This is a genomic window from Salipiger sp. H15 (assembly GCF_040409955.1).
Lineage (GTDB): Bacteria > Pseudomonadota > Alphaproteobacteria > Rhodobacterales > Rhodobacteraceae > Salipiger.
Genome location: NZ_CP123384.1, coordinates 2395859 through 2419283 on the forward strand (window position 1 = coordinate 2395859; position 23425 = coordinate 2419283).

24 protein-coding genes are annotated in these 23425 nt (G+C 71.2%); 17 read left to right on the forward strand and 7 right to left on the reverse strand.

Annotated elements, in window-relative coordinates; all coding sequences use genetic code 11:
• The first annotated feature begins 97 nt into the window (after positions 1–97).
• The 5 genes from PVT71_RS11635 (at position 98) to PVT71_RS11655 (ending at position 5953) form a co-directional block, all read left to right on the forward strand.
• Positions 98–814, forward strand: a complete 717-nt coding sequence (locus PVT71_RS11635; protein ID WP_353471948.1) for an RlmE family RNA methyltransferase — start codon at positions 98–100, stop codon at positions 812–814.
• 83 nt (positions 815–897) lie between these two features.
• The gene (locus PVT71_RS11640) at positions 898–1380 is read left to right on the forward strand and encodes a lipocalin (protein WP_353471949.1); all 483 of its coding nucleotides are present in this window, start codon (positions 898–900) and stop codon (positions 1378–1380) included.
• Between the two features lie 174 nt (positions 1381–1554).
• Positions 1555–3261: a hypothetical protein gene (locus PVT71_RS11645; protein ID WP_353471950.1), complete on the forward strand. Its 1707-nt coding sequence runs from the start codon at positions 1555–1557 to the stop codon at positions 3259–3261.
• Complete coding sequence (locus PVT71_RS11650) at positions 3258–4526, forward strand: glycerate kinase (RefSeq protein ID WP_353471951.1); 1269 nt, start codon at positions 3258–3260, stop codon at positions 4524–4526. Before PVT71_RS11645 ends, PVT71_RS11650 begins: the two co-directional genes overlap by 4 nt.
• Before the next feature lie 470 nt (positions 4527–4996).
• Positions 4997–5953 (forward strand): 2-oxoglutarate and iron-dependent oxygenase domain-containing protein, encoded by a 957-nt coding sequence (locus PVT71_RS11655; RefSeq protein ID WP_353471952.1) that lies wholly within the window; start codon positions 4997–4999, stop codon positions 5951–5953.
• A 22-nt stretch (positions 5954–5975) separates the two neighbouring features.
• Here PVT71_RS11655 and PVT71_RS11660 read toward each other — a convergent pair whose 3' ends face one another.
• The gene (locus tag PVT71_RS11660; RefSeq protein WP_353471953.1) at positions 5976–7499 is read right to left on the reverse strand and encodes an MDR family MFS transporter; all 1524 of its coding nucleotides are present in this window, start codon (positions 7497–7499) and stop codon (positions 5976–5978) included.
• Between the two features lie 165 nt (positions 7500–7664).
• Here PVT71_RS11660 and PVT71_RS11665 point away from each other — a divergent pair, with 165 nt between their 5' ends.
• Positions 7665–8285: a MarR family winged helix-turn-helix transcriptional regulator gene (locus PVT71_RS11665; protein WP_353471954.1), complete on the forward strand. Its 621-nt coding sequence runs from the start codon at positions 7665–7667 to the stop codon at positions 8283–8285.
• A gap of 257 nt (positions 8286–8542) precedes the next feature.
• Positions 8543–9154 (forward strand): 2-hydroxychromene-2-carboxylate isomerase, encoded by a 612-nt coding sequence (locus PVT71_RS11670; RefSeq protein WP_353471955.1) that lies wholly within the window; start codon positions 8543–8545, stop codon positions 9152–9154.
• A gap of 7 nt (positions 9155–9161) precedes the next feature.
• Here the strand turns inward: PVT71_RS11670 and PVT71_RS11675 are convergent, their stop codons facing one another.
• Positions 9162–11774, reverse strand: a complete 2613-nt coding sequence (locus PVT71_RS11675) for a chromosome segregation protein SMC (protein WP_353471956.1) — start codon at positions 11772–11774, stop codon at positions 9162–9164.
• Complete coding sequence (locus PVT71_RS11680) at positions 11771–12907, reverse strand: metallophosphoesterase (RefSeq protein ID WP_353471957.1); 1137 nt, start codon at positions 12905–12907, stop codon at positions 11771–11773. The genes PVT71_RS11675 and PVT71_RS11680 overlap by 4 nt, the downstream gene beginning before the upstream one ends.
• Positions 12908–13122: 215 nt before the next feature.
• Between PVT71_RS11680 and PVT71_RS11685 the strand changes: the two genes are divergently transcribed.
• Genes PVT71_RS11685 through PVT71_RS11720 form a run of 8 tightly spaced genes read left to right on the forward strand, consistent with a single transcriptional unit; the run spans position 13123 to position 19129 of the window.
• Positions 13123–13299, forward strand: a complete 177-nt coding sequence (locus PVT71_RS11685; RefSeq protein WP_353471958.1) for a hypothetical protein — start codon at positions 13123–13125, stop codon at positions 13297–13299.
• Positions 13299–13460 carry a hemin uptake protein HemP gene (locus tag PVT71_RS11690; protein ID WP_095883912.1) on the forward strand — a complete coding sequence of 54 codons (162 nt, stop codon included), beginning with the start codon at positions 13299–13301 and terminating at the stop codon, positions 13458–13460. The genes PVT71_RS11685 and PVT71_RS11690 overlap by 1 nt, the downstream gene beginning before the upstream one ends.
• A gap of 54 nt (positions 13461–13514) precedes the next feature.
• The gene (locus tag PVT71_RS11695; protein WP_353471960.1) at positions 13515–14774 is read left to right on the forward strand and encodes an imelysin family protein; all 1260 of its coding nucleotides are present in this window, start codon (positions 13515–13517) and stop codon (positions 14772–14774) included.
• A 14-nt stretch (positions 14775–14788) separates the two neighbouring features.
• Entirely contained in the window at positions 14789–15085 is a 297-nt protein-coding gene (locus PVT71_RS11700; RefSeq protein WP_353471962.1) for a (2Fe-2S)-binding protein, read from the forward strand.
• Entirely contained in the window at positions 15033–15518 is a 486-nt protein-coding gene (gene bfr, locus PVT71_RS11705; protein ID WP_353471963.1) for a bacterioferritin, read from the forward strand. Before PVT71_RS11700 ends, bfr begins: the two co-directional genes overlap by 53 nt.
• Positions 15490–17052: a di-heme oxidoredictase family protein gene (locus tag PVT71_RS11710; protein ID WP_353471964.1), complete on the forward strand. Its 1563-nt coding sequence runs from the start codon at positions 15490–15492 to the stop codon at positions 17050–17052. Before bfr ends, PVT71_RS11710 begins: the two co-directional genes overlap by 29 nt.
• Positions 17053–18048, forward strand: coding sequence for an imelysin family protein (locus tag PVT71_RS11715; RefSeq protein WP_353471965.1), 996 nt, complete (start codon positions 17053–17055; stop codon positions 18046–18048).
• A gap of 4 nt (positions 18049–18052) precedes the next feature.
• Entirely contained in the window at positions 18053–19129 is a 1077-nt protein-coding gene (locus tag PVT71_RS11720; RefSeq protein ID WP_353471966.1) for a DUF1513 domain-containing protein, read from the forward strand.
• A gap of 144 nt (positions 19130–19273) precedes the next feature.
• Here the strand turns inward: PVT71_RS11720 and PVT71_RS11725 are convergent, their stop codons facing one another.
• Together PVT71_RS11725 and PVT71_RS11730 are read right to left on the reverse strand one after the other, a co-directional pair.
• The gene (locus PVT71_RS11725; protein ID WP_353471967.1) at positions 19274–19585 is read right to left on the reverse strand and encodes a hypothetical protein; all 312 of its coding nucleotides are present in this window, start codon (positions 19583–19585) and stop codon (positions 19274–19276) included.
• Positions 19586–19861: 276 nt separating this feature from the next.
• Positions 19862–20410, reverse strand: a complete 549-nt coding sequence (locus PVT71_RS11730) for a peroxiredoxin (protein ID WP_353471968.1) — start codon at positions 20408–20410, stop codon at positions 19862–19864.
• Between the two features lie 277 nt (positions 20411–20687).
• Here PVT71_RS11730 and lipA point away from each other — a divergent pair, with 277 nt between their 5' ends.
• On the forward strand, positions 20688–21638 hold the full coding sequence (lipA, locus tag PVT71_RS11735; RefSeq protein ID WP_353471969.1) for a lipoyl synthase: 951 nt from the start codon (positions 20688–20690) through the stop codon (positions 21636–21638).
• A 166-nt stretch (positions 21639–21804) separates the two neighbouring features.
• The gene (locus PVT71_RS11740) at positions 21805–22497 is read left to right on the forward strand and encodes a YoaK family protein (RefSeq protein ID WP_353471970.1); all 693 of its coding nucleotides are present in this window, start codon (positions 21805–21807) and stop codon (positions 22495–22497) included.
• Here PVT71_RS11740 and PVT71_RS11745 read toward each other — a convergent pair.
• Positions 22494–22829, reverse strand: a complete 336-nt coding sequence (locus PVT71_RS11745; protein ID WP_353471971.1) for a hypothetical protein — start codon at positions 22827–22829, stop codon at positions 22494–22496. The two genes, PVT71_RS11740 and PVT71_RS11745, sit on opposite strands and share 4 nt — an antisense overlap.
• Before the next feature lie 78 nt (positions 22830–22907).
• Complete coding sequence (locus PVT71_RS11750; RefSeq protein ID WP_353471972.1) at positions 22908–23369, reverse strand: cupin domain-containing protein; 462 nt, start codon at positions 23367–23369, stop codon at positions 22908–22910.
• Positions 23370–23425: the final 56 nt, after the last annotated feature.

Consider the following 23425-nt stretch of genomic DNA (forward strand, 5'->3'; position numbering starts at 1 on the left):
GGGGGCGCTGCCCCCGTCTGCCCTTGGCGGACTCCCCCGGGATGTTTGGGCCTGGAAGAAACCTGTAGACCTCAGCGGCTGGAAGAAGAGCGGGACCATGGCGAAGAAACCTGACGGCAAGAACACTTCGGGACGTGGCCAGCGCGACCTCAAGGTCACGGTCAAGTCGGCGCGCGGGCGCAAGCTCAGCTCGACCCGCTGGCTGCAGCGCCAGCTCAACGACCCCTACGTGAAGCGCGCCCAGGCCGAAGGCTACCGCGGCCGCGCCGCCTTCAAGATCCTCGAGCTCGACGAGAAGTTCCGCTTCCTCGTGCCCGGCGCGCGGGTGGTCGATCTTGGCTGCGCGCCCGGCGGCTGGTGCCAGGTGGCTGTGCCGCGGGTCAACGCGCTCGGCGAGAAGAAGGGCAAGGCGATCGGCACCGTTCTTGGCGTCGACCTGCAGGAGGTGGCGCCGATTGCCGGCGCCGACATCCACCAACTCGACTTCCTCGAGGACGGGGCGGACGACAAGGTGAAGGAATGGCTCGGCGGCAAGGCCGACGTGGTCATGTCCGATATGGCGGCGGCCTCCTCGGGGCACAAGCAGACCGACCACATCCGCATCATCGCGCTCTGCGAGGCGGCGGCCTACCTCGCCTTCGACGTGCTCGAGGTGGGCGGCACTTTCGTCGCCAAGGTGCTCGCGGGCGGGGCAGAGGGCTCGCTGCAGCAGCTTCTCAAGCAGCGCTTCGACAAGGTGGCCAACGTCAAGCCCCCGGCCAGCCGCTCGGATTCCTCGGAGAAATTCGTCGTCGCGACCGGCTTCCGGGGCTGACCTTCGCCGACGCGCGGCGCGGGCGCTTGCGCCCGGCGCGCGGCTGCGACAGGCTGCGGTGGTGGTTTCGGGAGAGTACCGGCATGTCCAGCCTCACACGGCGTCTTCGTAGCGGAGCGCAGATCGCGCTCGTGGCCCTTGCGGGGCTTGCCGGATGCGCCGAAAAGGCGCCGCCGCCGCCGGTCGAGATCCCGCTGCGCAACCCCACCGCGCCGGTGGGCTCGCAGGCCGATGCCGGGCTCGCGCGCTTGCAGGGCGGCTGGATCGTGGTCGAGGGCGCGGGCATGACGCCGGGCGCGAAGATCGAGATCGGCAGCTCCGAGATGCGGGTGGATGGCGTGGCCCTGCCGCTGCGCGAGGAGATGCCGGGCCGCCTGCGGGTCGGCGCCGAGACGGTCTGGGTGCACTGGATCGACGCCGACAACCGCACCGCCGCGATGGGCGAGCCGGGCGGCGGGCGGGTCTGGATCATGGACCGCCGCGGCGCACCGGGCGAGCGGCGTACCGCCGCGCGCGAGATCCTCGCGTGGTACGGCTACGATCTCGGGCGTATGCAGCGCCCCTGAAATCTCTGCCGAGCGCTGCGGAATTGCGCGATACCGCCCATCCCGCGCGCAGTGTGACACCCCTGTGGCAAACCGGTGCGCTCCGTCCGCCAGATTCTACCAAGCGGCGGAATATTCTCGCAATTCGTGTGAAGATCGGGTGACACTGGACCTGTAGAAACTGGTGTCCGTGTCATGTCCTCAGCGCTTTCCCGAAGCCTTTCTCCGCGCTCCATCGCGCTGATCGGCCCCGTCGACGAGCTGGCCTCGGCGGTCTCGGCGCTGCGCGCCATGGGCTATCCCTGGGCGATCCGGCCGGTGGCGGCAGAGGGCGGGGCGGTCGCGGGGGTCACCTCGGTGCGGTCGATCGCCGAGCTTCCCGGCGCGCCCGACCTCGCCTACGTGGCGCTGCGCGGGGCACCGCTGCGCGAGGCGCTGCAGCGGCTGGCCGAGCTCGGGGCGGGCGCCGCCGTCTGCCCGCATCTCGACGCCGCGGCGCTCGCGGCGATGGGCCCGGCGCCGCTGCCGGTCTTCGCCGGGGGGCTGCTCTCCGCGGTCTCGCGCCTGCCGTTCTGGCCGGGCGTGGCGCGGACCGCGCCGGTGACGCGGGGCGTGGCGCTCCTGCTCGCCGATCCGGCACGGCTGCCGCGGCTGCTGTCGCTGCGCCACGGGCTGCCGGTCTCCTGTGCCCTGCCTTTGGGCGATCCGGCGGGGCCGGGGCTCTTGCCGCTCGCCGCGCAGATGCTTGCGGACGAGCGGGTGACGGCGCTTGCGGTGCAGGCCGACAGGCTCGCGGCGCCCGCGCAGATCCTCGAGCTTGGCCGCATGGCGCAGCTGCATGGCAAGGCGGTGATCTACCTGAGCCAGCGGCTGCGGCCCGGGCCCGCGGCGCTCCTGCGCCGGGCCGGCATGGCCCATGTGGCGGAGCCCGCCGCGCTGGTCGAGGCGCTTTGGATCCTGCACGTGGTCGGCCCGCTGCCCGCGAATGCGCTCGCGGCGCTGGCCTTCGCGCCGGGCATGGCGGCGCGCGCCGCCGAGGTCGCGCGCACGCAGGGCCTGCGCTTCGCGCCTCTCAGCCCCGCGCAGCAGGACGCGCTGCGCCGCGCGCTGCCCGAGGGGCGGGCGCCGGGAAATCCGCTCGACGCCACCGGGCTGCTCGACGGCGACGTGGAGCATCTGGCGCAGGTGCTGGCCGAGATGATGGCCGGCGAGGCGGTGCTCTCGCTTGCGGTGATCCGCAATGCCGGCGAGGCAGGTTGGGACCGGGCCGCCGAGGCGGCGGCGCAGGCGCGCGAACAGGTGGGCATGCCGCTGGCGCTGCTGGCGCCGAACCGGGCCGAGATGACCGAGCTGCGCTCGCAGGCGCTGCTGAAGGCCGGGGTGATCCCGCTGGCCGGGCTCAAGCCCGCGCTCGCGGCGCTCCGGGCCACGATCGAGATCGGCTCGCTGGTGCCGGTCGGCGCGCCGCTGCTGATGCCGCGCCCGGGTACGGACGCGCCCGAGAAGAGCCGCGGCGCGGCGGCGGGGGCGGTGCTGGGCCTTGCGCTGCGCGAGGCGGCAGGAGAGGCACCGCCGCTGCGCCTGCGGCTGAGCGCCGATCCCACCTTCGGCTACCTGATCGAACTCTCGGCGCCAGGAGGACGGACGGCCTCGGGGCTGCTGCCGCTCTCGCCGCGGGCGCTGCGCGACATGGCGCATCGCCTCTCGTCCGCCGAGCCGCAGGCCGCGGCGCTGCAGGCGGTGCTGGCCGCGGTGCAGGCGCATGTCACCGCCTCGGACGGCAGGATCGCGGGGCTGGAGATCGGGGTCGATCTGCGCGAGAACGGGTCTGCCGAGGCGCGGAGCATCGAGATCCGGGCCTGGAGCGAGGACGAGGCGGCGCGGAGGAGAAGCCCCGAATGACAGATCCGAAGACCTTCCTGACCGGGCTTTTCGAGGCCGCCGTGGCCGCCGCCGACCCCGAGCAGGCGCTGCGCGCGGCGCTTCCCGAAAGGCCCGAAGGCCGCACCGTGGTGATCGGCCTCGGCAAGGGCGCGGCGCAGCTGGCGCGCGCCTTCGAGACGCTCTGGGACGGGCCGATCGAGGGGGTGGTGGTGACCCGCTATGGCTACGCGGCACCCTGCGACCGGCTCCGCGTCATGGAGGCGGCGCACCCGGTGCCCGACGCGGCGGGGCTCGAGGCGAGCGCGGCGCTCTTTGCCGCGGTCGAGGGGCTGACCGAGAAGGACCTCGTCGTGGCGCTGGTCTGCGGCGGCGGCTCGGCGTTGCTGCCCGCACCGCCCGAAGGGCTGACGCTCGCCGACGAGCAGGCGCTGAACGAGGCGCTGCTGGCCTCGGGCGCACCGATCGGGGTGATGAACGCCATCCGCAAGCATGCGAGCCGGATCAAGGGCGGGCGGCTGGCGGCGGTCTGTTTCCCGGCCAAGGTGGTCAGCCTCATCGTCTCGGACGTGCCGGGGGACGACCCGGCGCAGGTGGCCTCGGGACCGACCGTGCCCGACGTGGTGGATGCCGCCGCGGCGCTGGCAATGATCGAGGCGTGGAACATCGCGCTGCCGGAGACCATCCTTGCCCATATCCGCAGCGACGCCTCCGCTGCGCCGAGGCCGGACGATCCGGTCTTTGCGCGCAACGAGGTGCGGGTGATCGCCTCGGCGCGGCTCTCGCTCGAGGCGGCGGCGGCAAGGGCGGGGGCCGAGGGCATCCCCGCAGTGATCCTCTCGGACGCCATGGAGGGCGAGGCGCGCGACGTCGGCCGGGTGCATGCGGCCATGGCGCGCGAGGTGGCGAGCCGCGACCGGCCCTTCGCCGCGCCGGTGGTCATGCTCTCGGGCGGCGAGACGACGGTGACGCTGCGCGGCAAGGGCGGGCGCGGCGGGCGCAACACCGAGTTCCTGCTGGCCTTCGCCCATGCCATCGACGGGGTCGAGGGGGTCAACGCGCTGGCCGCCGACACCGACGGCATCGACGGCACCGAGGACAATGCCGGGGCCTTCGCCGACGGCAGCAGCGCGGCGCGGCTCAGGGCGGCGGGGGGCGACGCGATGGCCGCGCTCTCGCGCAACGACGCCTGGGGCGCGTTCGACATGATCGGCGATCTCTTCGCGCCGGGGCCGACCGGGACCAACGTCAACGACTTCCGCGCGGTGCTGATCAGGGCGCGCTGACAACGTCCTTCGAAGGAGGTTGAAAAAGCCTTCTAAGGCTTTTGGATCAGCACCTTGCAGGCGTCACCGCATCGTCATGGCCGCGTCACGAATCCGTGATGCCCCTGCGTCATCCTGCGGGCGCCGGGGCCAGGGGACGCCCCGGTCTGCAACCCGGGGACACCTGCCATGATGGTCATCGATCCGCTGCGTTTCGTGCTGTCCTGCTGCTTCCTGCCGGCACCGAACGGGGTGCTGGCCCAACTCTTCCGCCGCCCGCGCGGCTGAGCCGGGGCGTCCGGTCGCCGGACGATCCCGTCGCGTCACGCGCAAGCCTTTGCCGCGCCCGCCGCGGCGACTGGCACAAATTCGCCCAAAGCCATATTTCAAACCGCTTGCGAACCCCTTCGGAAGGTGGAGAATTGCCCGAACCTGCCGGTGCCGCGCCTTGCCGCTGCCCGCGGGACCCGGCCCACGGAAGGAGAGCGGCGATGATCCCCGTGCTCGATTTCGAAGATCTTGCAGACGACCCCGAGGGCTTTGCCTTCGCGCTCGGACAGGCCTGCCGCGAGGACGGGTTCTTCCTGCTGACCAATCACCCGGTGCCGGAGCCGCTGCTGGCGCGGGTCTTCGCCGCGTCCGAGACCTTCTTCGCGCTGCCCGAGGCGCGCAAGGCGCCGCTCTCGATCAGCGGCAACCCCCGAAACCGCGGCTGGGCCCGGCTCGGCTCGGAACAGCAGGACGGCGCGCACCACCCGGACCGCAAGGAGGCGTTCAACGTCGGCCTCGAGATGGCGGCCAACGATCCGCGCGTGGTGGCGCGCGAGCCGTTCCGCGGCCCCAACCTCTGGCCCGACGTGCCGGATTTCCGCGAGTCGATGCTGGCCTATTACGCCGAGATGCTGGCGCTCGGGGTGAAGCTGCACGAGGCGGTGGCGATGGACCTCGGCGTCGCGCCGGGCTTCTTCGAGACGCATTTCACCGAGCCCATGGCGACGCTGCGCCTGCTGCACTACCCGCCGGGCACCGGCGCGGCGGACGAGCGCGGCGCCTCGGCCCACACCGACTACGGTGCGCTGACGCTGCTGGCGACGGATGGCGAGCCGGGGCTGCAGGTGATGCCGCGCGGCGGGCACTGGATGGACGTGCCGCAGCTTCCGGGCGCGCTCATCGTCAATATCGGCGATTGCCTGATGCGCTGGACCAACGACATCTACGTCTCGACCACGCACCGGGTGCTGCCGCCGCTGCGCACCCGCCATTCGGTGGCCTTCTTCCTCGACCCCAACCCCGAGAGCCTGATCGCCGCGCTTCCGGGGACCGGCACGCCGGTCTACCCGCCGGTGCGCGCGGTGGATTACCTGCGCTCGCGGCTCGAGAGCACCGGCCAGCAGGACGCCCGGCCGGAGGGGCTTGCCGAGGACCGCGCCCGGGGCATCGCCTCCTGAGATCGCTCCCCGCCGCGCGGGGTCAGTCCTCGAGCGGGCGCTCGTGCAGCAGGAAGCCGATGGCACAGGCCAGCGCGGCGCCCGCCGCGGCGATGAGGAACACCGGGTGCAGCGCGGCGCTGAACCCCTCGATGATCGCCTGCTGCTGCTCAGCGGGCAGGGCGTGGATCATCTCGGCGCTCATGCTGCGGATGCCGCCGCCCATGCCCTCGGGCAGGTGCCCGGCGAGGTTGCGCGCGAGGCCGAGCCCGAAGATCGCGCCGAAGCCCGCCGTGCCGATCGAGCCGCCGATCAGGCGGAACATGTTGGCGCTGGCGGTGCCGACGCCGATCATGCTGCGCGGCACCGAGTTCTGGATCGCGGTCACGCCGACGCTGAACACCGGCCCGAGACCCAGCCCCACGCCCACCATGTTGAGCGCAAGGAGCCAGAGCGGCGTGTCGCCGGAGAGCCGGGTGAGCGCCAGCATCGACAGGCACAGCAGCGCGGTCGAGAGGATCGGCATCACCTTGTAGGTGCCGCGCTTCGACATGATCCGCCCGGCGCCGATCGAGCCGCCCAGCAGCCCGCCCATCATCGGCACGAGGAAGAGCCCCGACTGGGTCGGCGAGATGCCCTTGGCCACCTGCAGGAAGAGCGGCAGGAAGGCGATGGTGCCGAACATCGCCATGCCGATCAGGAAGCCCATGGAATTGACCGTCAGGAAGGCGTTGTTGCGAAACAGCGAGAGCGGCAGGATCGGCTCGGGGGCGCGGCGCTCGACCAGCACGAAGCCGACGAGCGCGGCGAGCCCGAGCGCGGCCAGCGCCAGCACGCCGGGATGGCTCCACGGCAGCACGGTGCCGCCCATGTTCGAGATCAGCACCGCCGAGGCGAGGATCGTCGCCAGCAGCACGGCGCCGGCGTAGTCCACCGACTTGCGGCTGCGGTCGGCGCGCGAGGGCAGGGCCATGCCCAGCACCACGAAGGCCAGCGCGCCCACGGGGAAGTTGACGAAGAAGATCCAGTGCCACGACCAGTGCTGCACGATGAAGCCGCCGAGCAGCGGGCCGACCACGGTCGAGACGCCAAAGGCCGCGCCCATCATCCCCTGCGCCTGGCCGCGCTGGCGCGCCGGCAGCAGGTCGCCCACCACCGCCATCGAGGTGACGATGAGCGCGCCGGCGCCCGCGCCCTGGATCAGGCGCCCGGCGATGATCATCCCCATGCTCGTGGCAAAGCCGCAGAGCACGGCGCCGGCGAGGAAGACGCCGATGGCGACGCGCAGCACCGCCTTTCGGCCATAGAGGTCCGAGAGCTTCCCGGCGATCGGCGCGCCGATGGTCGAGGCCATCAGGTAGGCGGTGATCACCCAGGTGATGTGCTCCATGCCGCCAAGGTCGGCGACCATGATCGGCATGGCGGTCGAGACGATGGTCTGCCCCAGCGAGGCGAAGAGCAGCGTCGCCGAGACCGCGAAGAGCGCAAGGCGCACCACCGCCGGATCATGCGGCGCGGCGGGGGCGGCGGGCTCGCGGAGGTCGACGGGATCGGCACGGTCGCTCATGCGCGGGGCTCCTTGATGGCTGGCGTGCGCGGCGGCACCGCGATGCAGGCGCGCCGCACTGGCCGGGGGCGAGTCGGGGGGCGCCTTGCGAAAATGGATTGCTGGGCGCATATATGTGCCTATGGCATATACATGTCAACGGCATGTAATTTGGAGCGCGGCACCATGCCCGACAAGGACGCGAGAATCCGGGACCACCTGCGGCGGGCGGGGATCGACGACGCCTCGGCGCAGGCGGCGATCGAGATCGACGTGGCGCTGCAGAAATGGCGCCGCCGGGTGATGAAGCGCGAGCTCGGGCAGCGGGCGCTGGCCGATCTCGGCCTGCCGATCGACCTTGCACAGCTCGACGTGCTGCTGGCGGTGCGCGCGCCCGAGGGCGAGTTCGACGACGCGCAGCCCTGCGGCGAGGAGACCGAGACCATGGTCTCGACCGTCGCGGCGCGTCTGCGCATCGACCCTTCGCGCGCGAGCCGGCTGGCCGCCGAGGTGATCCGCATGGGCCTCGTGCGCCGCGCCGTCAGCCAGCAGGACGCGCGCCGTACCGTGCTCGAGCTGACCCCGGCGGGATCCGAGATCGTCTCGGCGGTGCGCAGCTACAAGTTCCTCGTGCTGGGCAGCTTCCTCAAGGACTGGACCGCCGGGGAGATCGCGCTCTTCCTGCCGCTGCTCGACCGGTTCAGCGCCTGGTCCGATCGCGCCGGGCAGCACAGCGCCGAGGTCGCCGAACAGATCGGGGAGCTGCGCGCGGCGCTGGCCTCGCGGCCTTGCGGGGACGCTGACTAGGACGCCTCTAAGCGGTCCCAAAGCGTTTCAAAACTGCGAAGAATGTAAGCTCTCATGACCCGAAACTGGCAGGTTTCTGCCATGTGTGCGGGGCGCCGGGTTGTCACATAACCGACGCCGAGCTGTCATGCGGCTGTGCCATTGACCCTCCGCGCGGCATTTGCCCTCAATTGTTCGCATGGTCCGGCCGTGCGCGGTCTTGTCTGCCGCGTTCCCGTGCCGGGCGCGCCCGCATATCCGCCGCACCGGAGACCCGCATGACCCTGCCGCCCGTGATCGACTACTTCTTCGCGCCGATGTCGGGCTATGGCTACCTCGGCCACCAGGAGTTGATGGGGCTGGCGCGGCGGGCCGGGGCCAAGGTGCGCTTCCTGCCGATGGAGGTCGCGAAGGTCTACGAGGCCGCCGGGGTGACGCCGCCCTATGACCACACCGACCCCCGCCGCACCTACCGGATCGAGGACCAGGCCCGCTGGGCGCGCATCCGCGGCCTGCCGATGGCGGCCATGCCGCCGAGCTGGCCGACCGATCCCCGGCTTGCCTGCCGCTGCATCCTCGCCGCCGGGCGGCTGGGGCTCGACCAGGACGAGGTGACCTTTGCCTGCCTGCGCGGGGTCTGGGCCGAGCACCGCAACCTCGCCGACCCGGGCGACCTGCAGGAGGCCTTCGAGTCGGTCGACCTGCCCGCCGCCCGCATTCTTGCGCTGGCGCAGCGCGAGGAGCTGCGCGACGAGGCCGACGCGGTGACCGCCGAGGCGATCGAGAAGGGCATCTTCGGCTCGCCCACCTACGTGCTGCACGGCAAGCGCTACTACGGGCAGGACCGGTTTGACTTCCTCGGCGAGGCGCTGCAGCGCGCCGCCGCCTGAACGCGGCCTAGCGCGCCTCTTCCGGCAGCTCGCCGCTCTCGTAGCCCAGCATCTGCCCGCCAAGGTCGCGGAAGGCGCGCTGGCGGCAGGTGAGCACGAGGATCTGCAGATCGCTTGCCTGCCGGTGCAGCGCGTCGAACATGCGCTCGATCCGCGCGTCGTCGGTATAGACCAGCGCGTCGTCGAGGATCACCGGCGCGTGCCGCCCGCCGCGCGCCAGCAGCCGGGCGAAGGCCAGCCGCACCAGCAGCGCGATCTGCTCGCGCGTGCCGCCCGAAAGCACGTCCATCGGCTCTTCCCGGCCATTGCGGGCAAGGGCGCGCGGCAGGGCGCTGTCCTCGTCGAAGACCAGCTCGGCCTCGGGCCAGAACAGGCGCAGCAGCGGGCCAAGCTCGCGGGTGACGGGCTCGAAGTAATGCTCGCGCGCCTCCGACCGGGCAGTCTCCAGCGTCGTCTTCAGCAGCGCGAGCGTGTCGCGCTCGAAGCCGTAGCGCTCGGCGCGCTCGCGGGCGCGAGTGAGCGCCTCCTCGGTGGCGGCAAGCTCCTCCTCGACGCCCTCGCCGGCGCGCAGGCTGATCTCGGTGTCGAGCGCGGCCTTGCGTTCGGAAAGCTCGCGCTGGCGCTTTGCGGTCTGGTCGAGCACCGCCTGCGCGCGGGTGAGCGTGGCCTCGGCGCTGGCAAGGTCGGGCGCCTCGCCCTCGAGCGCCTGCAGCGCGGCGCGGGCCGTTGCCAGTGCGGTCTCGGCCTCTGCGAGCGCCTCGGCGAGACAGGTCGCGGCGGCATCCGGCTCGGCGGGCAGCGCCTCGCGCAGCTCGGCGAGCGGGGTTTCGGCCGCTTCGCGGGCGGTGAGCGCGCGGATCCCGGCGACCCGCGCCTGCTCGTCCTGACCGCGCGCGGTCTCGTGCACGGTCTCGGCAGCGGCGAGCGCCTCCTCGGCGCGGCGCAGCGCCTCGGCGGCGGTCTCGGGGTCGGGCGCCTCGGCCAGCTCGCGCGGGGCGGGCAGGGCGGCGATCTCGCCCTCCAGCGCGCGCAGCCCCTCGGGGGCGACGCCGCGCAGCGCGGCGCGCAGCTCCTGCAGCCGGGCCTCGGCCTTGCGCCGGGCGCGGGCGGCAGCGCGCGCGGCGTCGAGCCCCTCGCAGCCGGTGGCGGCGAGCGAGGCGGCAAAGGCGTCGCGGGCGCGGTCCAGCGCCGCGTCCTGCGCCGCGGCGCCGGGATCGAGATGCAGCGCGCCAATGCCGGGCAGGGCGAGCGTCGCGGGCCCGTTCAGCGGAACGTCGCGGCCATCCGGCAGCGGCACGCCGGCCAGCGCCAGCTCGGCGGCGCCGGGCAGGTAGTCGAGCCGCAGCCGCGGCGCGCTGCGGGCGTGCAGCTCCTCCTGCACGCGCAGCTCGGTGGCGGCGTGCTCGAGGCGCTCCATGGCGGGCTCGTCGGGGCCGGTGCGGGCGGCGGCAAGCGCCTGCTGCTCGGAAACGGCCAGCGCGCGGGCCTCGGCAAGGCGCTTCTCCAGCCCCTCGCGCTCGGCCTTCACCCGCGCCTGTTGCGCGCCCTCCTGCGCGGCGGACTGGTCCTTCTGCGCGGCGCGCTGCGCCTCGCGGGCGGCGTCGCGGGCGGCGGCGGCGGCGGCCAGCTTCGCCCCGGCCTGCGCGGCGGTCTCGCCGGCGCGGGCTTCGGCCTCGCGCAGCGCGGCAAGGCGGGTCTCGGCCTCGGTCGCGGCGGCGCGGGCGCGGGCCAGCGCCCCGGCCTTTTCGCTGGCGGTGTCGCGGCGCGCCTCGAGCGCGGCGACCTGCTCGGCGGCGCGGCGCTGGCGCTCGGCGCTGGCGCGGGCGGCCTCGGCGGCGGCGCGGGCCTCGACAAGGCGCGCCTCGCGGGTCGCCTGCGCCTCGGGGTCCTGCAGCTCCGACAGCTCGGACCGCACCCGGCGACGGTCGGCGATGGCCTGTTCCAGCGCCTGCGCGGTGGCGGCGAGGGTCTCGCGGCGCGCGGAAAGCTCGGCCACCTCGTCCTCGGCGGCCTTGAGCGGCCCGCCCGCGCGGGACTTGCCCGAGGCGGTGACGAGATCGGCAAGCGCCGCCTCGGTCTGCGCCAGCGCGCGCTCCATGCGACGCCCGCCGGTCAGCGCCTCGACCTCTCCCGCCACCGAGGACAGAAGGTCGCGCCGGGCCTTGTGGGCGTGGTCCTGCTCGCGCTTCTCGCCCTGATCCAGCGCCACCAGACCCTGCCGCACCCACAGCAGCCCGGCCGGGCCGCCGTCTTCGGGCGACTGGGTGAGGCCGGCGATCCAGTCCTCCGCCGCCTCGCCCTTGGCGATGAGCCGCGTGCCCTCGTGCACCTCGGCCATGGGGCGCGAGAGCCAGCGCTTGGTCAGCCGGTAGCGGCGGCCCGCGTCCTCGATCTCGGCCGAGACCGTGGGCGCGCCACCCGCGTGCGGGCGCAGCGCGGCGATCTCCCTGGCGCGGCTGCGGTGGGGGATGAAGAAAAGCGCCTGCAGCGCGTCGAAGAGCGTCGACTTGCCCTCCTCGTTGGGCGCGGCAAGCACGTTGAGCCCGGGGCCGAAGCCCTGCACCGTGACCGGGCGGGCGAAACGGCGGACATCCGAGAGGGTGACGGAACTGAGCCTCATGCCTCGCCCTCCTGCAGCAGCCCGTAAAGGCGGTTGAGCGCGGCCGAGGCTACGGCGCGGTCGCGGGCGGCGGCATCGGTGTCATCCGCCGCCGCGGCCAGCCGCTCGGCGGCGAGGCGCAGCGCCCCGGCGCGGTCGATGGCGTCGAGGTCGGAAAGCTCGTGCTCGGTGCCGAGCGCGGCGGTGTCGAGCTCGAAATAGCCAAAATCGGGCGCGACCTCGCGGGCGGCGGCCTCGAGCGCGGCGCGCCCGGCGAGCGTGGTGCGCCCCTCGGCGCGCAGGCGCAGCAGGTGGTCGCGGCGCGCGGCGCGGCCCTCGGGCAGGGCCTCGAGCAGCGCCTGCGCCGCGTCCTGCCCGGGCAGCAGCGGCAGGGCGGCGTCCTGCCAGTGGTAGAGCCCGGTCTCGATGCTGTCGATCTGCGGTGCGGCGCCGGGGGCGGTGAGGGTCACCGCAAGGCAGGCGCCGCGCCCGGCGTGGCGGAAGCCGTCGCGCTCGGGCGTGCCCGAGTAGCGGGTGCGGGCCCCGAGCGCCATCTGCCCGTGCCAGTCGCCAAGCGCGAGGTAGTCGAGCCGCGCGCTCTCGGCGCGGTCGGGCGGAATCACCTCGTCCACCCGGGCATCCTCCTCGTCGAAGCTGCGCACCGCGCCATGGGCGAGGCCGATGCGCAGCGCGCCCTCGGGGGTATCGGCGGCGGGCATCCAGGCGGTGAGGTCGTAGCCGGGGAACTTGCGCGGCAGCGGCGCGGGCAGCAGCCAGGCGCCGGGGGCCATCTCGACCGGCTCGGCCCTGTCGAGCAGGCGCAGGTTGGCGGGCGCGCGGGCGGCGACCTCGGCCCAGAGCGCCTCGGCGCCGAGGCTGTCGTGGTTGCCGGGCAGCACCCACCAGGTAAGCGCCTCCTCGGCGCCGAAGGCGTTGAGCGCCTGCACCAGCACGCGCGGGCTGGGGGTGGGCGTGTCGAAGAGATCCCCGGCGATCAGCACATGTCCGGCACCGGCGTCGCGGGCGGCGGCGGCAAGCCGGGGGATCGCGCCGTGGCGCGCCTCTGCAAGATGCGGACGGATCTCCTCGGGCAGCGCGGCGAAGCGCCGGCCCAGGTGCAGGTCCGAGGCGTGGATGAAGCGGAAATCTGCCATTTTGTCCCCTTTGCGCAAGTGATTGCGCATCTTCGGGACGAACGCAACGCGAACAGCGCGGGGCGTCACGTGTTCCTGCGGAGGTTGTGAAGTCCGAGCGAAATTGTCGGATTGACAAATCCGATCTATTTGCTCAGTTTTGGCCGCAAGCAAGCCACCTCGTGCCCGTGCCCGGGGGAGCCGACAGACGGGGCACTTGGAGAGAGGGAGCCGGCGTGACGCACGAGATCGGATATTCGGCCGCCACCCCGGCGCGCGGATCGCGGGCCGAGGTCCTTCACATGATCCTTGGCGCCTTCTGGCCGGCGGAGGGCGCGCTCGACGCGCTGCTCGACCGCATCGAGATGACCCGCGCAGGGGTTCAGGCACGTTCCGTACGAGGAGTGAAGTGATGATGATCGACCGGTTCAAAGCCGACGCAGCGCAACCCGCAATCCCGCGCCATGACGCGCGCCTGCTGACCGACAGCGGCAACCTTGCCGAGATCGAGCTCGACGGGCAGGTCTACACGCTCCGCATCACCAAGGCGGGCAAGCTGATCCTGACCAAGTAAGACGTCTTCGCCAGCCGAAAAACCAACAAGAAAGCCAACGAGGGACAGACCTAGATGAAATTCCTGACCACTTCCGCGCTCGCGCTCTGCATCGCGGCCCCGGCGCTCGCCGCCACCGACAAGGCCGCGGTGATCGAGACCTATGCCGACATGGCGCAGGCCGGGTACGAGGACAGCCTCAGCACCGCAAAGGCGCTGCAGGAGGCCGTCGCCGCGCTGGTCGCGACCCCCTCGGAAGAGACGCTGTCCGCCGCGCGCGCAGCCTGGCTCGCCGCGCGCAACCCCTACCAGCAGACCGAGGTCTTCCGCTTCGGCAACCCGATCGTCGACGAGTGGGAAGGCAAGGTGAACGCCTGGCCGCTCGACGAGGGGCTGATCGACTACGTGGACGAAAGCTACGGCGGCGCCTCGGACGAGAATCCCTTCGCGGAGTCGAACGTGATCGCCAACCCGACGCTCGAGCTGGCGGGGCAGGAGGTCGACGCCTCCGAGATCACGCCCGAGCTCATCGCCGACACGCTGAACGAGGCCGACGGCATCGAGACCAACGTGGCGCGCGGCTACCACGCCATCGAGTTCCTGCTCTGGGGCCAGGACCTGAACGGCACCGAGGCGGGCGCGGGGGATCGTCCCTACACCGATTACGCCACCGGTGACGCCTGCACCGGCGGCAACTGCGACCGGCGCGGCGCCTACCTGACCGCGGCCACGCAGCTGCTGGTCTCGGACCTCGAGGAAATGGCGGCGAACTGGGCCGAGGGCGGCGCGGCGCGCGAGGAAGTCACCGCCAATGCCGATGCCGGCGTCGTCGCGATGCTGACCGGCATGGGCTCGCTCTCCTACGGCGAGCAGGCGGGCGAGCGGATGCGTCTCGGCCTCATGCTGAACGATCCCGAGGAAGAGCATGACTGCTTCTCGGACAACACCCACAACTCGCATTTCTACGACGGCAAGGGCGTGCAGAACGTCTACCTCGGCAGCTACACCCGGGTTGACGGCAGCGTCGTCGAGGGCCCGTCGCTGAGCGATCTGGTCGCCGAGACCTCGCCCGAGCTCGATGCCGAGATGAAGGGCAAGCTCGACGCCACGATGACCGCGCTCGGCGCGATCAAGAGCGCGGCCGAGGGCGGGTTCGCCTATGACCAGATGCTCGAGGCGGGCAACGAGAAGGGCGAGGAGCTGATCATGGGCGGCGTCAACGGCCTCATCGACCAGACCCGCACCATCGAGCGCATCGTCACCGCGCTGGCGCTCGAGGGGATCGAGTTCGAGGGCTCCGACAGCCTCGACAACCCGACCTCGGTCTTCCAGTAAGAAGGGCCGTCCCGATGATCGTCTGCCACTGCATGGGTATCTCGGATCGCGACATTCACGCGGCGATCGACTGGATGCGCCAGGCCGATGCGCAGACGATCATCACGCCGGGAAAGATCTACCACGCCCTCGGAAAGGCCGCCGATTGCGGCGGTTGCATGCCACTCTTCTTGCAAACGATGCGACGTAACGACAATCTGGAGGTCCCGATGCAACTTCGCGGCCTCCGGCGTCGCGGACCCACACAGGAAGACGGATATGAAGGGCGACACGAAAGTCATCGAGTACCTCAACAAGGCGCTCCGGTCTGAACTCACCGCGGTCAGCCAATACTGGCTTCACTACCGGCTGCAGGACGACTGGGGGCTTGGCCACATGGCCAAGAAGAGCCGCGAGGAAAGCATCGAGGAGATGCATCACGCGGACAAGCTGATCACCCGGATCATCTTCCTCGGGGGGCATCCGAACCTGCAGAAGCTCGACCCGCTGCGCATCGGCCAGACGCCCAAGGAGACGCTCGAGGCCGACCTCGCCGCCGAGGAAGAGGCCCGCGCGCTCTACAAGGAAGCCCGGGAATACTGCAACTCCGCCGGTGACTACGTGACGATGAAACTGTTCGAGGAGTTGCTGATGGACGAGGAAGGGCATATCGACTTCCTCGAAACACAGCTCGACCTCTACGAAAAGCTCGGAAAAGAACGCTATGCGCTTCTCAATGCGTCGCCGATGGACGAAGCCGAGTAGCCTCGCGCTTTGCGCCGCCCTCTGGGGCGGCGCTTCCCTTGCTGCCGAGGGCACGGCGGCGGGCGGATACCTGCCCGAGCTCTCCGACGCCCACCTCCACACCATCGCCCGCACCAGCGACGAGGCCCTGCGCATTGCCGCCGTGACCGCGCTCACGCGGGATTTCTCCGCCCCCGAGAAGTTCGAGGACCTGCCCGCCGGGGCCGCCACAGTGCGACCGCGCCGCGACGCCGAGGCCTTCTCGCAACCCTCGGGCAACATGGAGTTCGACCGCGAGCTCGATTTCAAGGTGGGCAACGGGCTCTTCCGCAAGCTCTGGGTCTCGTCGCCCTCGTCGACCCGCGCCTCGGACGGGCTCGGCCCGCTCTACAACGCCCGCGGCTGCCAGAACTGCCACCTCAAGGACGGGCGCGGCCATCCGCCCGCCGGGCCGAGCGACGGGGCCGTGTCGATCTTCCTGCGGGTCTCGGTGCCCGCCCATCCCGGCGCCGAGATGCCCGAAATCGCCGAGTGGATCGCCACCGAGCCCGACCCGGTCTACGGCAGCCAGATCCAGGATTTCGCCACCGTCGGGCAGGGCGCCGAGGCGCGGTTCGAGGTCAGCTACGCCGAGATCGAGGTGCCGCTTTCGGGCGGCGAGCGCGCCGCGCTGCGGGTGCCGAGCTATGCCGCCGCCGACCTTGCCTACGGCCCGCTGGGCGAGGGCGCCATGCTGAGCCCGCGCGTCGCGCCGCAGATGATCGGGCTCGGCCTGCTCGAGGCGATCCCCGCCGCGGACATCCTTGCCCTTGCCGACTCGGAGGACGCCGACGGCGACGGCATCTCGGGCCGCCCGGCGATCGTCTGGTCGATCGAGCAGGGCGCGCCGATGCTCGGCCGCTTCGGGCACAAGGCGGGCATGGCGACGATCCGCGAACAGTCTTCGGCCGCCTTCGCCAGCGACATCGGCATCTCGACCCCGCTGCACCCGGATGTCTGGGGCGACTGCACCCCGGCGCAGCTGGCCTGCCGCACCGCCCCCGGCGGCGACGATCCCGAGCGCGGCGGCTTCGAGGCGGACATGGCGGCGCTCGATCTCGTCACCTTCTACAGCCGCAACCTCGGCGTGCCGGCGCGGCGCGACGTGGACGATCCGCAGGTGCTGGACGGCAAGCGCGTCTTCTACGAGACCGGCTGCCCCGCCTGCCACACCCCGAAATTCGTCACCCACCGGCTCGATGCCCAGCCCGAGCAGAGCTTCCAGCTGATCTGGCCCTATTCGGACATGCTGCTGCATGACATGGGCGAGGGGCTGGCGGACAACCGCCCCGACGGCCGCGCAACAGGACGTGAATGGCGCACCGCGCCGCTCTGGGGTATCGGCCTCACCCAGCGGGTGAGCGGCCATACCACCTTCCTGCATGACGGACGCGCGCGCAGCCTGCTCGAGGCGATCCTCTGGCACGGCGGCGAGGCGGAGACGCAGCGCGACCGGGTGGTTTCCATGGTGCCGGCGGACCGCGCGGCGCTGATCCGGTATCTGGAGAGTTTGTGAATGAAGAAAAGCCTGACCCTTTGCGCCGCGCTGCTGGCGGCACCGCTAGCCGTGCCGCTGCAGGCGGGCGTGCCCGAGGCCCTCAGCGAGCATATCCTGCCCGGCTTCGCCGGTTTCGCGCAGGCCACCGAGACGCTTGCCGGGGCGGCGCAGGCCGATTGCACGGCGGACTCGCTGCATGACGCGTGGATGCATGCCTTCGACATGTGGAACGCCGTGGCGGACATCCATATCGGCCCCTCCGAGACCGGCGCGCTGCCCGTCGCCTTCTGGCCCGACAGCCGCGGCTTCACGCCCAAGACGCTGGGCCGGATGATCGCCGGCGAGGAGGAGGTCGGCCGCGATCCCATCGCCTATGCCGATGTCTCGATCGCCGCGCGCGGGCTCTATCCGCTCGAGTTCATGCTCTACGACCCCGCCTTCTCGGGCTACGAGAAGGGCAGCTATGCCTGCACGCTGGTGCAGACCATGACCCGCGATCTTGCCCGTCAGGCGGCGGTGCTCGACGCCGGCTGGGAGGGCCAGTTCGCCAACGTGCTGCGCACCGCCGGCGAGGAGGGCAACGCCACCTACATGGGCGAGGACGAGGCGATCCGCGCGCTCTACACACAGATCCTGACCGGGCTCGAGTTCACCGCCGACACGCGGCTCGGCCGTCCGCTCGGCACCTTCGAGCGGCCGCGCCCCAGCCGCGCCGAGACCTGGCGTTCGGGCCGCAGCCTGCGCAACGTGCTGCAGGATTCCAAGGGCGCCTACGACATGGCCGCGGCGCTGGCCGACTGGGACCTGCCGCAGAGCAAGGCGGCGCTCGACCGGCTCTACGAGCTGGCCGAGCGGGTCGAGGATCCGGGCTTCCAGAAGGTCGAGGAGCCGGGCGAACGGCTGCACATCGAGATCCTGCAGCAGCAGGTGCGCGCGCTGAGCGACGCGCTCGAGCAGGAGATCGGCCTGCGGCTCGGCATCCAGCCCGGCTTCAACTCGGGCGACGGGGACTGAGACCATGACCACCAGACGCAATTTCCTCGCCAGCCTGCTGGCCGTCTCCGCCGCGCCTGCGACCGGCTGGGCCGCGGTGGGTGATCCCGCCTACCTCGCCGCCGCGAAGAAGGAAGACGGCAGCTTCGTGCTCGTCGGCCTGCGCGAGGGCGGCGAAGAGGCCTTCCGCGTGCCGCTGCCGGCGCGCGGCCATGCCGCCTGCGCCCACCCGACCCGCGCCGAGGCGGTGGGCTTCGCCCGCCGTCCCGGCACCTACGCGCTGGTCATCGACTGCGTCTCGGGCGAGGTGCTGCACGAGCTGAGCGCGCCCGAGGGGCACAGTTTCAACGGCCACGGCGCGTTTTCCGCCGACGGCACGGTGCTCTTCACCTCCGAGCAGGTGGCCGAGGGCAGCGAGGGGCGCGTCGGCGTCTGGGACGTGGCGGCGGGCTACGCGCGGGTCTCGGACTTCCCCACGCATGGGCTCGGCCCGCACGAGCTGCGGCTGATGCCGGACGGGCAGAGCCTCGTCATCGCCAACGGCGGCATCCAGACCGACGCCTTCGACCGCAACCAGCTCAACATCGACACGATGCAGCCGAACCTCGCCTACGTGGGCTTCGACGGCACGCTGCTGGAAATGGTCGAGCTCGATCCCGAGTTGCACCAGAACTCGATCCGCCACCTCGCGCTGCGCGGCGACGGGCTGGTGGGCTTCTGCATGCAGTGGCAGGGCGAGGAGGGGGCGGCGACGCCGCTGCTGGGCCTGCACCGGAGGGGCGCGGCGCCGGTGCTCTGCGAGGCGCCGCTCGGCGACGAGCTGGTGATGCAGGGCTACGCGGGCAGCGTCGCCTTCGCCGGCGAGGGGCGCGAGATCGCGATCACCTCGCCGAAGGGCGGGCGGATGCACCGTTTCTCGGAAACGGGAGAGTTTCTCGGGGCGGTGTCGCGCACCGATGTCTGCGGCCTTGCCACGCACGAGGGCGGCTACATGGCGAGCGACGGTCTCGGCGGGCTCATCCTCGTGGCGGGCGGCACGTCAAAGCCGCTGCGCCGCGGCGATCTCGCCTGGGACAACCACCTCGTTCGCATCGCGGGGTAACATCCGGACCCGGCCCGGTTCGGCAGTTCATGGGCACATTGGAAAGCGGCCCCTTAGGGCCCAACACCACGATCTGCAGCCGGCTCCCGGGGAAGACTTCGGGAGCCGGCTCAAAGGGTCGGTGTCGCGGAGCGCGCCGCCTGATCAAGGGCGTCTCACGGCTTGGGCGCCGCCGGGCGGGGCCCAAACCGGTTGGGTTCGGCGGCTCCACGGCGCGCGAGCCAGAAGGAGAATGATCTTGAGGCCGAGCAGCGCGGTAAACGGGCCAGGTCCGTAGCTGTTCATGATCTTCAGACCCTGCGTTGCCTCTTGTGCCGCGGTCCGGACAACAAGCCGGGTCTCGACCACCGGTCCGAAGATCAGGACATTGATGATCGATGCGACGATCGTCGCCAGAAATGTTCCAAGAATGAATATCCGGAACTCGGCCCTGGATGCACGGCCCGAAAGATCCACGTATTTCCGCAGACAGGCCTTCACTGATTCAACGAAGGTTACTGGTCACCTCCGTACCGGTCTCGCCCAATGTCTCTGGGCAACTGTTTGCAGCATAAGGGAAATATTTGCGACGCGGCAATTGATTGTTGCGCCGATGCCTTCGTGAGGAACGGGCTCGAAACGGTCGTCGCGCTTCGAGCCCTTCATGGTGATCACGAGCACCATCCAGCGAATGACTTGCTGCAAGAAAGCGGGCCGCATGGGCCCGCTTTGCGCGTCAGTCCTGAGCCGGGCTCAGGCGGCTGCGCCGGCCTTCTCGCTCGCGAGGTATTCCAGCAGGGACTCGGGGCTCGACACGCCGTAGGGATCCTCGCCGTGGTTGTCTGACAGGCCCGGCTCCTCGAACCATGCCTCGACCACGCCGTCGTCGATGATCGCCGCGTAGCGCCACGAGCGCATGCCGAAGCCGAGGTTGTCCTTGCTCACCAGCATGCCGATCTTGCGGGTGAATTCGCCCGAGCCGTCGGGGATGACCTTGACCGCCTCGAGGTCCTGCGACTTCGCCCACTGGTTCATCACGAAGCTGTCGTTGACCGACATGCAGTAGATCTCGTCGATGCCATTCGCGCGGAAGGTCTCGGCGTTCTTCTCGAAGCCCGGCAGCTGGTAGGTCGAGCAGGTGGGGGTGAAGGCGCCCGGCAGCGAGAAGAGGATCACCCGCTTGCCCTTGAAGTAATCCGCCGTGGTCATGTCCTGCCAGCGGAAGGGGTTGGTGCCGCCGAGGGACTCGTCGCGGACGCGGGTGCGGAAGGTGACATTGGGAAGCGCGACGCCGGTTCTCATTCTGGTGTCCTTTCGGGAACTTGTGTCCTGGGCCCTCCTCCCTGACGCGGGGATAGGCGGGGCTGCGGCGAGGTGCAAGCAGAAGCCGGCCGCCGCGTCAGGTGCGGGTCCATATCGCGGCGCATCTGCCCGGCGATTGCGCTTTTCCGAGGATCGGCGTAGGGGAGGCGCCGAAACGTGCCGCCCCGCGGGACGCCGATCCGGGTGCAGGGCTGGAACCTCTGCCGGAACGCGGCTATCTTGCGGGCAACCTGACCCACATCGCGGGGGAAACGCTTTGCGAGACCTGAAGATCCCGGCGCAGCGCCATCCGGAGAAGGCGCATCGTCCCGACAATGCCCAGCCCAAGAAACCGGACTGGATTCGCGTCAAGGCGCCGGGCGGCGCGGGCTACAACGAGACCCGCCGCATCATGCGCGAGCACAAGCTGGTGACCGTCTGCGAAGAGGCCGGCTGCCCCAACGTGGGCGAGTGCTGGAGCCAGGGCCACGCCACCATGATGATCATGGGCGACATCTGCACCCGCGGCTGCACCTTCTGCAACATCGCCACCGGCCGTCCGCAGAACCTCGACGTCTTCGAGCCCGGCCGGGTCGCCGACTCGGTGCAGAAGCTGGGGCTGAAGCACGTGGTGGTCACCTCGGTGGACCGCGACGACCTCGACGACGGCGGCGCCGAGCATTTCGCCCAGACCATCCGCGCGATCCGTCACCGCTCGCCCGAGACCACCATCGAGATCCTGACGCCGGACTTCCTCAAGGCCAAGCCCGGCGCGCTCGAGACCGTGGTCGCCGCGCGTCCGGACGTGTTCAACCACAACCTCGAGACCGTGCCCGGCCTCTATCCCGAGGTGCGCCCCGGTGCGCGCTACTTCCACTCGCTGCGCCTGCTGCAGCAGGTGAAGGAGATGGACCCGCACATCTTCACCAAGTCCGGCATCATGGTCGGCCTCGGCGAGGATCGCCAGCAGGTCGGGCAGGTGATGGACGACATGCGCGCCGCCGACATCGACTTCCTGACCATCGGCCAGTACCTGCAGCCGACGCCGAAGCACCACCGGGTGGACCGCTTCGTCACCCCCGAGGAGTTCGCGTCCTATGAGAAGGCGGCCTTCGGCAAGGGCTTCCTGATGGTCTCGGCGACGCCGCTGACCCGATCGAGCTACCACGCCGGCGACGACTTCGCCCGGCTGCGCGCGGCCCGCGAGGCCAAGCTCGCCAACGGCTGAGCCCGGCTCGACGCGGAGACGAGTTTTTTTGGAAAGATGAAAAGGGGGCGAGGCCGCGGGGCCGCGCCCTCTTTCGGTTTTTGCGCCGGGCCTTTCGCGTCAAGCCTTTACGCAGGCTCGCCGCGCATCCTAAGCTTGGCCGTCGAGGGCAGGGACGAGGGGCGCGATGCTGATCCGGGTCGGCGAGGATCGTACGGGGAAGATCGACCTCTTTCTTGCGGGCCTGCTGTCCTCGATCTCGGGGGCGCTGAACGCGGTCGGCTTCCTGATCGCCGGCTCCTTCACCGCCAACATGACCGGCAACATCTCGGCCTTTGCCGACCATCTCGCGGGCGGGACGGTGCTGGTGGCGTTGTCCTTCCTAGGTCTGGTCGCGGCCTTCATCTGCGGCGCGGCGGCGGCGGGGCTCTGCATCCAGCTGGGCGAGCGCCGCGGGCTGCGCGCGATCTACGCACTGGCCATCGCCGGCGAGGGGCTGATCGTGCTGGCGCTCGGGCTGCTGCTGGCGCTCTGGCCGGGCGTGCCGCAGATGCTGATGGTCATCGTGCTGAGCTTCGTCATGGGGCTGCAGAACGCGGTCACCACGATGATCTCGCGCTCGCGCGTGCGCACGACGCATGTCTCGGGCATGGCGACCGACATCGGCATCGGGCTGGCGCTGCTCGCCGGCAATATCGGCACCCGCAGCGACACGTTGCCGAAGCTCGGGCTGCACAGTCTGACGCTGGCGAGCTTCGCGGCCGGAGGGGTGCTCGGCGCGCTGCTCTTCGCCAGCCTCGGCCACTGGCTCTTCACGCTCTGCGCGGCGGCGCTGCTGCTGATCTCGCTGCCCGAGGTGCTGCGCGCCCGCCGCGGCTAGCGGCGCGGCACCGAGTAGAGCGTCCAGCCCTCGACCTGCGCCACCCGCGTCGCCCCCATGGGGATGACGAAGAGCCCGGCGTCCGAGCCGGGCGGGCAGGCGACGAGGTCGGCGGCATCGTCGAGATATTGGTTCGTCAGCGCGCTTTCCCCGGCGCGGCGGCAGCGGTCGCCGGGGTTCGGGTAGCCGTCGCCGAAGAGCGCGAGCTCGGCCGGGGCGCCGGTGGCCATCGGCGTGCCGCCGGTACTGGTGCCCGTGTCGCTGTCCATGCCGCTGCAGGCCGCGACGGCGATCAGCGCGAGGGTCGCGCCGCCGGTGATCAGATGCCTCATGTGGAACTCCTCCCAGACCTCGGGACAGGGTTCCAGCCTCCGGCGATTTGCGCAAGCGAAATGCCGGAGGCCGGGCGGTCATGCCTCGTCGCCGAGCGGCGGGCCGGTGAAGCTGAGGTGATGGGCGGCGGCGATCCGGGCCACCGTTTCCATGTCCTCGGGGATGCGGTACCGACCGCGCGCCATTTCGGCGAAGAACCCCTCGAACCCGCCCGGCGTCAGCACGACGAGGTGGCGCGAGGGGATGTCGCTCACCACGCGGAACGTGTGCTCGCTGCCGCGCGGGATGAAGGCGGTCTCGCCGGGGCCGCGGGTGAAGCGGGCGCCCTCGAACCAGAACTCGATGTCGCCGGTCAGCACCACGAAGGCCTCGTCGGCATCGTGGTGGATGTGGCGCGGCGGGCCCGAGCGCGGCGGCGAGACGCTGTCGGTGATCGACAGCGCGCCCGCCGTGGCGGCGGTGCTCAGCACGGTGCGGTAGGTGGTTCCGAGCCAGTCGAGGGTCTCGGCCGGGTTGGTCGCGGTCAAGTCGAGGGTCATCGTTTCCTCCGGTTGCTGGGATGGAAACGAAAGCGCTTTCGTCCGGGGCTCAGGAT

Bases quoted from the DNA above. Each gene is read 5' to 3' on its own strand.
- PVT71_RS11635 (WP_353471948.1), top strand. From the start codon at position 98: ATGGCGAAGAAACCTGACGGCAAGAACACTTCGGGACGTGGCCAGCGC.
- PVT71_RS11640 (WP_353471949.1), top strand. From the start codon at position 898: ATGTCCAGCCTCACACGGCGTCTTCGTAGCGGAGCGCAGATCGCGCTC.
- PVT71_RS11645 (WP_353471950.1), top strand. From the start codon at position 1,555: ATGTCCTCAGCGCTTTCCCGAAGCCTTTCTCCGCGCTCCATCGCGCTG.
- PVT71_RS11650 (WP_353471951.1), top strand. From the start codon at position 3,258: ATGACAGATCCGAAGACCTTCCTGACCGGGCTTTTCGAGGCCGCCGTG.
- PVT71_RS11655 (WP_353471952.1), top strand. From the start codon at position 4,997: ATGATCCCCGTGCTCGATTTCGAAGATCTTGCAGACGACCCCGAGGGC.
- PVT71_RS11660 (WP_353471953.1), bottom strand. From the start codon at position 7,499: ATGAGCGACCGTGCCGATCCCGTCGACCTCCGCGAGCCCGCCGCCCCC.
- PVT71_RS11665 (WP_353471954.1), top strand. From the start codon at position 7,665: ATGCCCGACAAGGACGCGAGAATCCGGGACCACCTGCGGCGGGCGGGG.
- PVT71_RS11670 (WP_353471955.1), top strand. From the start codon at position 8,543: ATGACCCTGCCGCCCGTGATCGACTACTTCTTCGCGCCGATGTCGGGC.
- PVT71_RS11675 (WP_353471956.1), bottom strand. From the start codon at position 11,774: ATGAGGCTCAGTTCCGTCACCCTCTCGGATGTCCGCCGTTTCGCCCGC.
- PVT71_RS11680 (WP_353471957.1), bottom strand. From the start codon at position 12,907: ATGGCAGATTTCCGCTTCATCCACGCCTCGGACCTGCACCTGGGCCGG.
- PVT71_RS11690 (WP_095883912.1), top strand. From the start codon at position 13,299: ATGATGATCGACCGGTTCAAAGCCGACGCAGCGCAACCCGCAATCCCG.
- PVT71_RS11695 (WP_353471960.1), top strand. From the start codon at position 13,515: ATGAAATTCCTGACCACTTCCGCGCTCGCGCTCTGCATCGCGGCCCCG.
- PVT71_RS11700 (WP_353471962.1), top strand. From the start codon at position 14,789: ATGATCGTCTGCCACTGCATGGGTATCTCGGATCGCGACATTCACGCG.
- bfr (WP_353471963.1), top strand. From the start codon at position 15,033: ATGAAGGGCGACACGAAAGTCATCGAGTACCTCAACAAGGCGCTCCGG.
- PVT71_RS11710 (WP_353471964.1), top strand. From the start codon at position 15,490: ATGCGTCGCCGATGGACGAAGCCGAGTAGCCTCGCGCTTTGCGCCGCC.
- PVT71_RS11715 (WP_353471965.1), top strand. From the start codon at position 17,053: ATGAAGAAAAGCCTGACCCTTTGCGCCGCGCTGCTGGCGGCACCGCTA.
- PVT71_RS11720 (WP_353471966.1), top strand. From the start codon at position 18,053: ATGACCACCAGACGCAATTTCCTCGCCAGCCTGCTGGCCGTCTCCGCC.
- PVT71_RS11730 (WP_353471968.1), bottom strand. From the start codon at position 20,410: ATGAGAACCGGCGTCGCGCTTCCCAATGTCACCTTCCGCACCCGCGTC.
- PVT71_RS11740 (WP_353471970.1), top strand. From the start codon at position 21,805: ATGCTGATCCGGGTCGGCGAGGATCGTACGGGGAAGATCGACCTCTTT.
- PVT71_RS11745 (WP_353471971.1), bottom strand. From the start codon at position 22,829: ATGAGGCATCTGATCACCGGCGGCGCGACCCTCGCGCTGATCGCCGTC.
- PVT71_RS11750 (WP_353471972.1), bottom strand. From the start codon at position 23,369: ATGACCCTCGACTTGACCGCGACCAACCCGGCCGAGACCCTCGACTGG.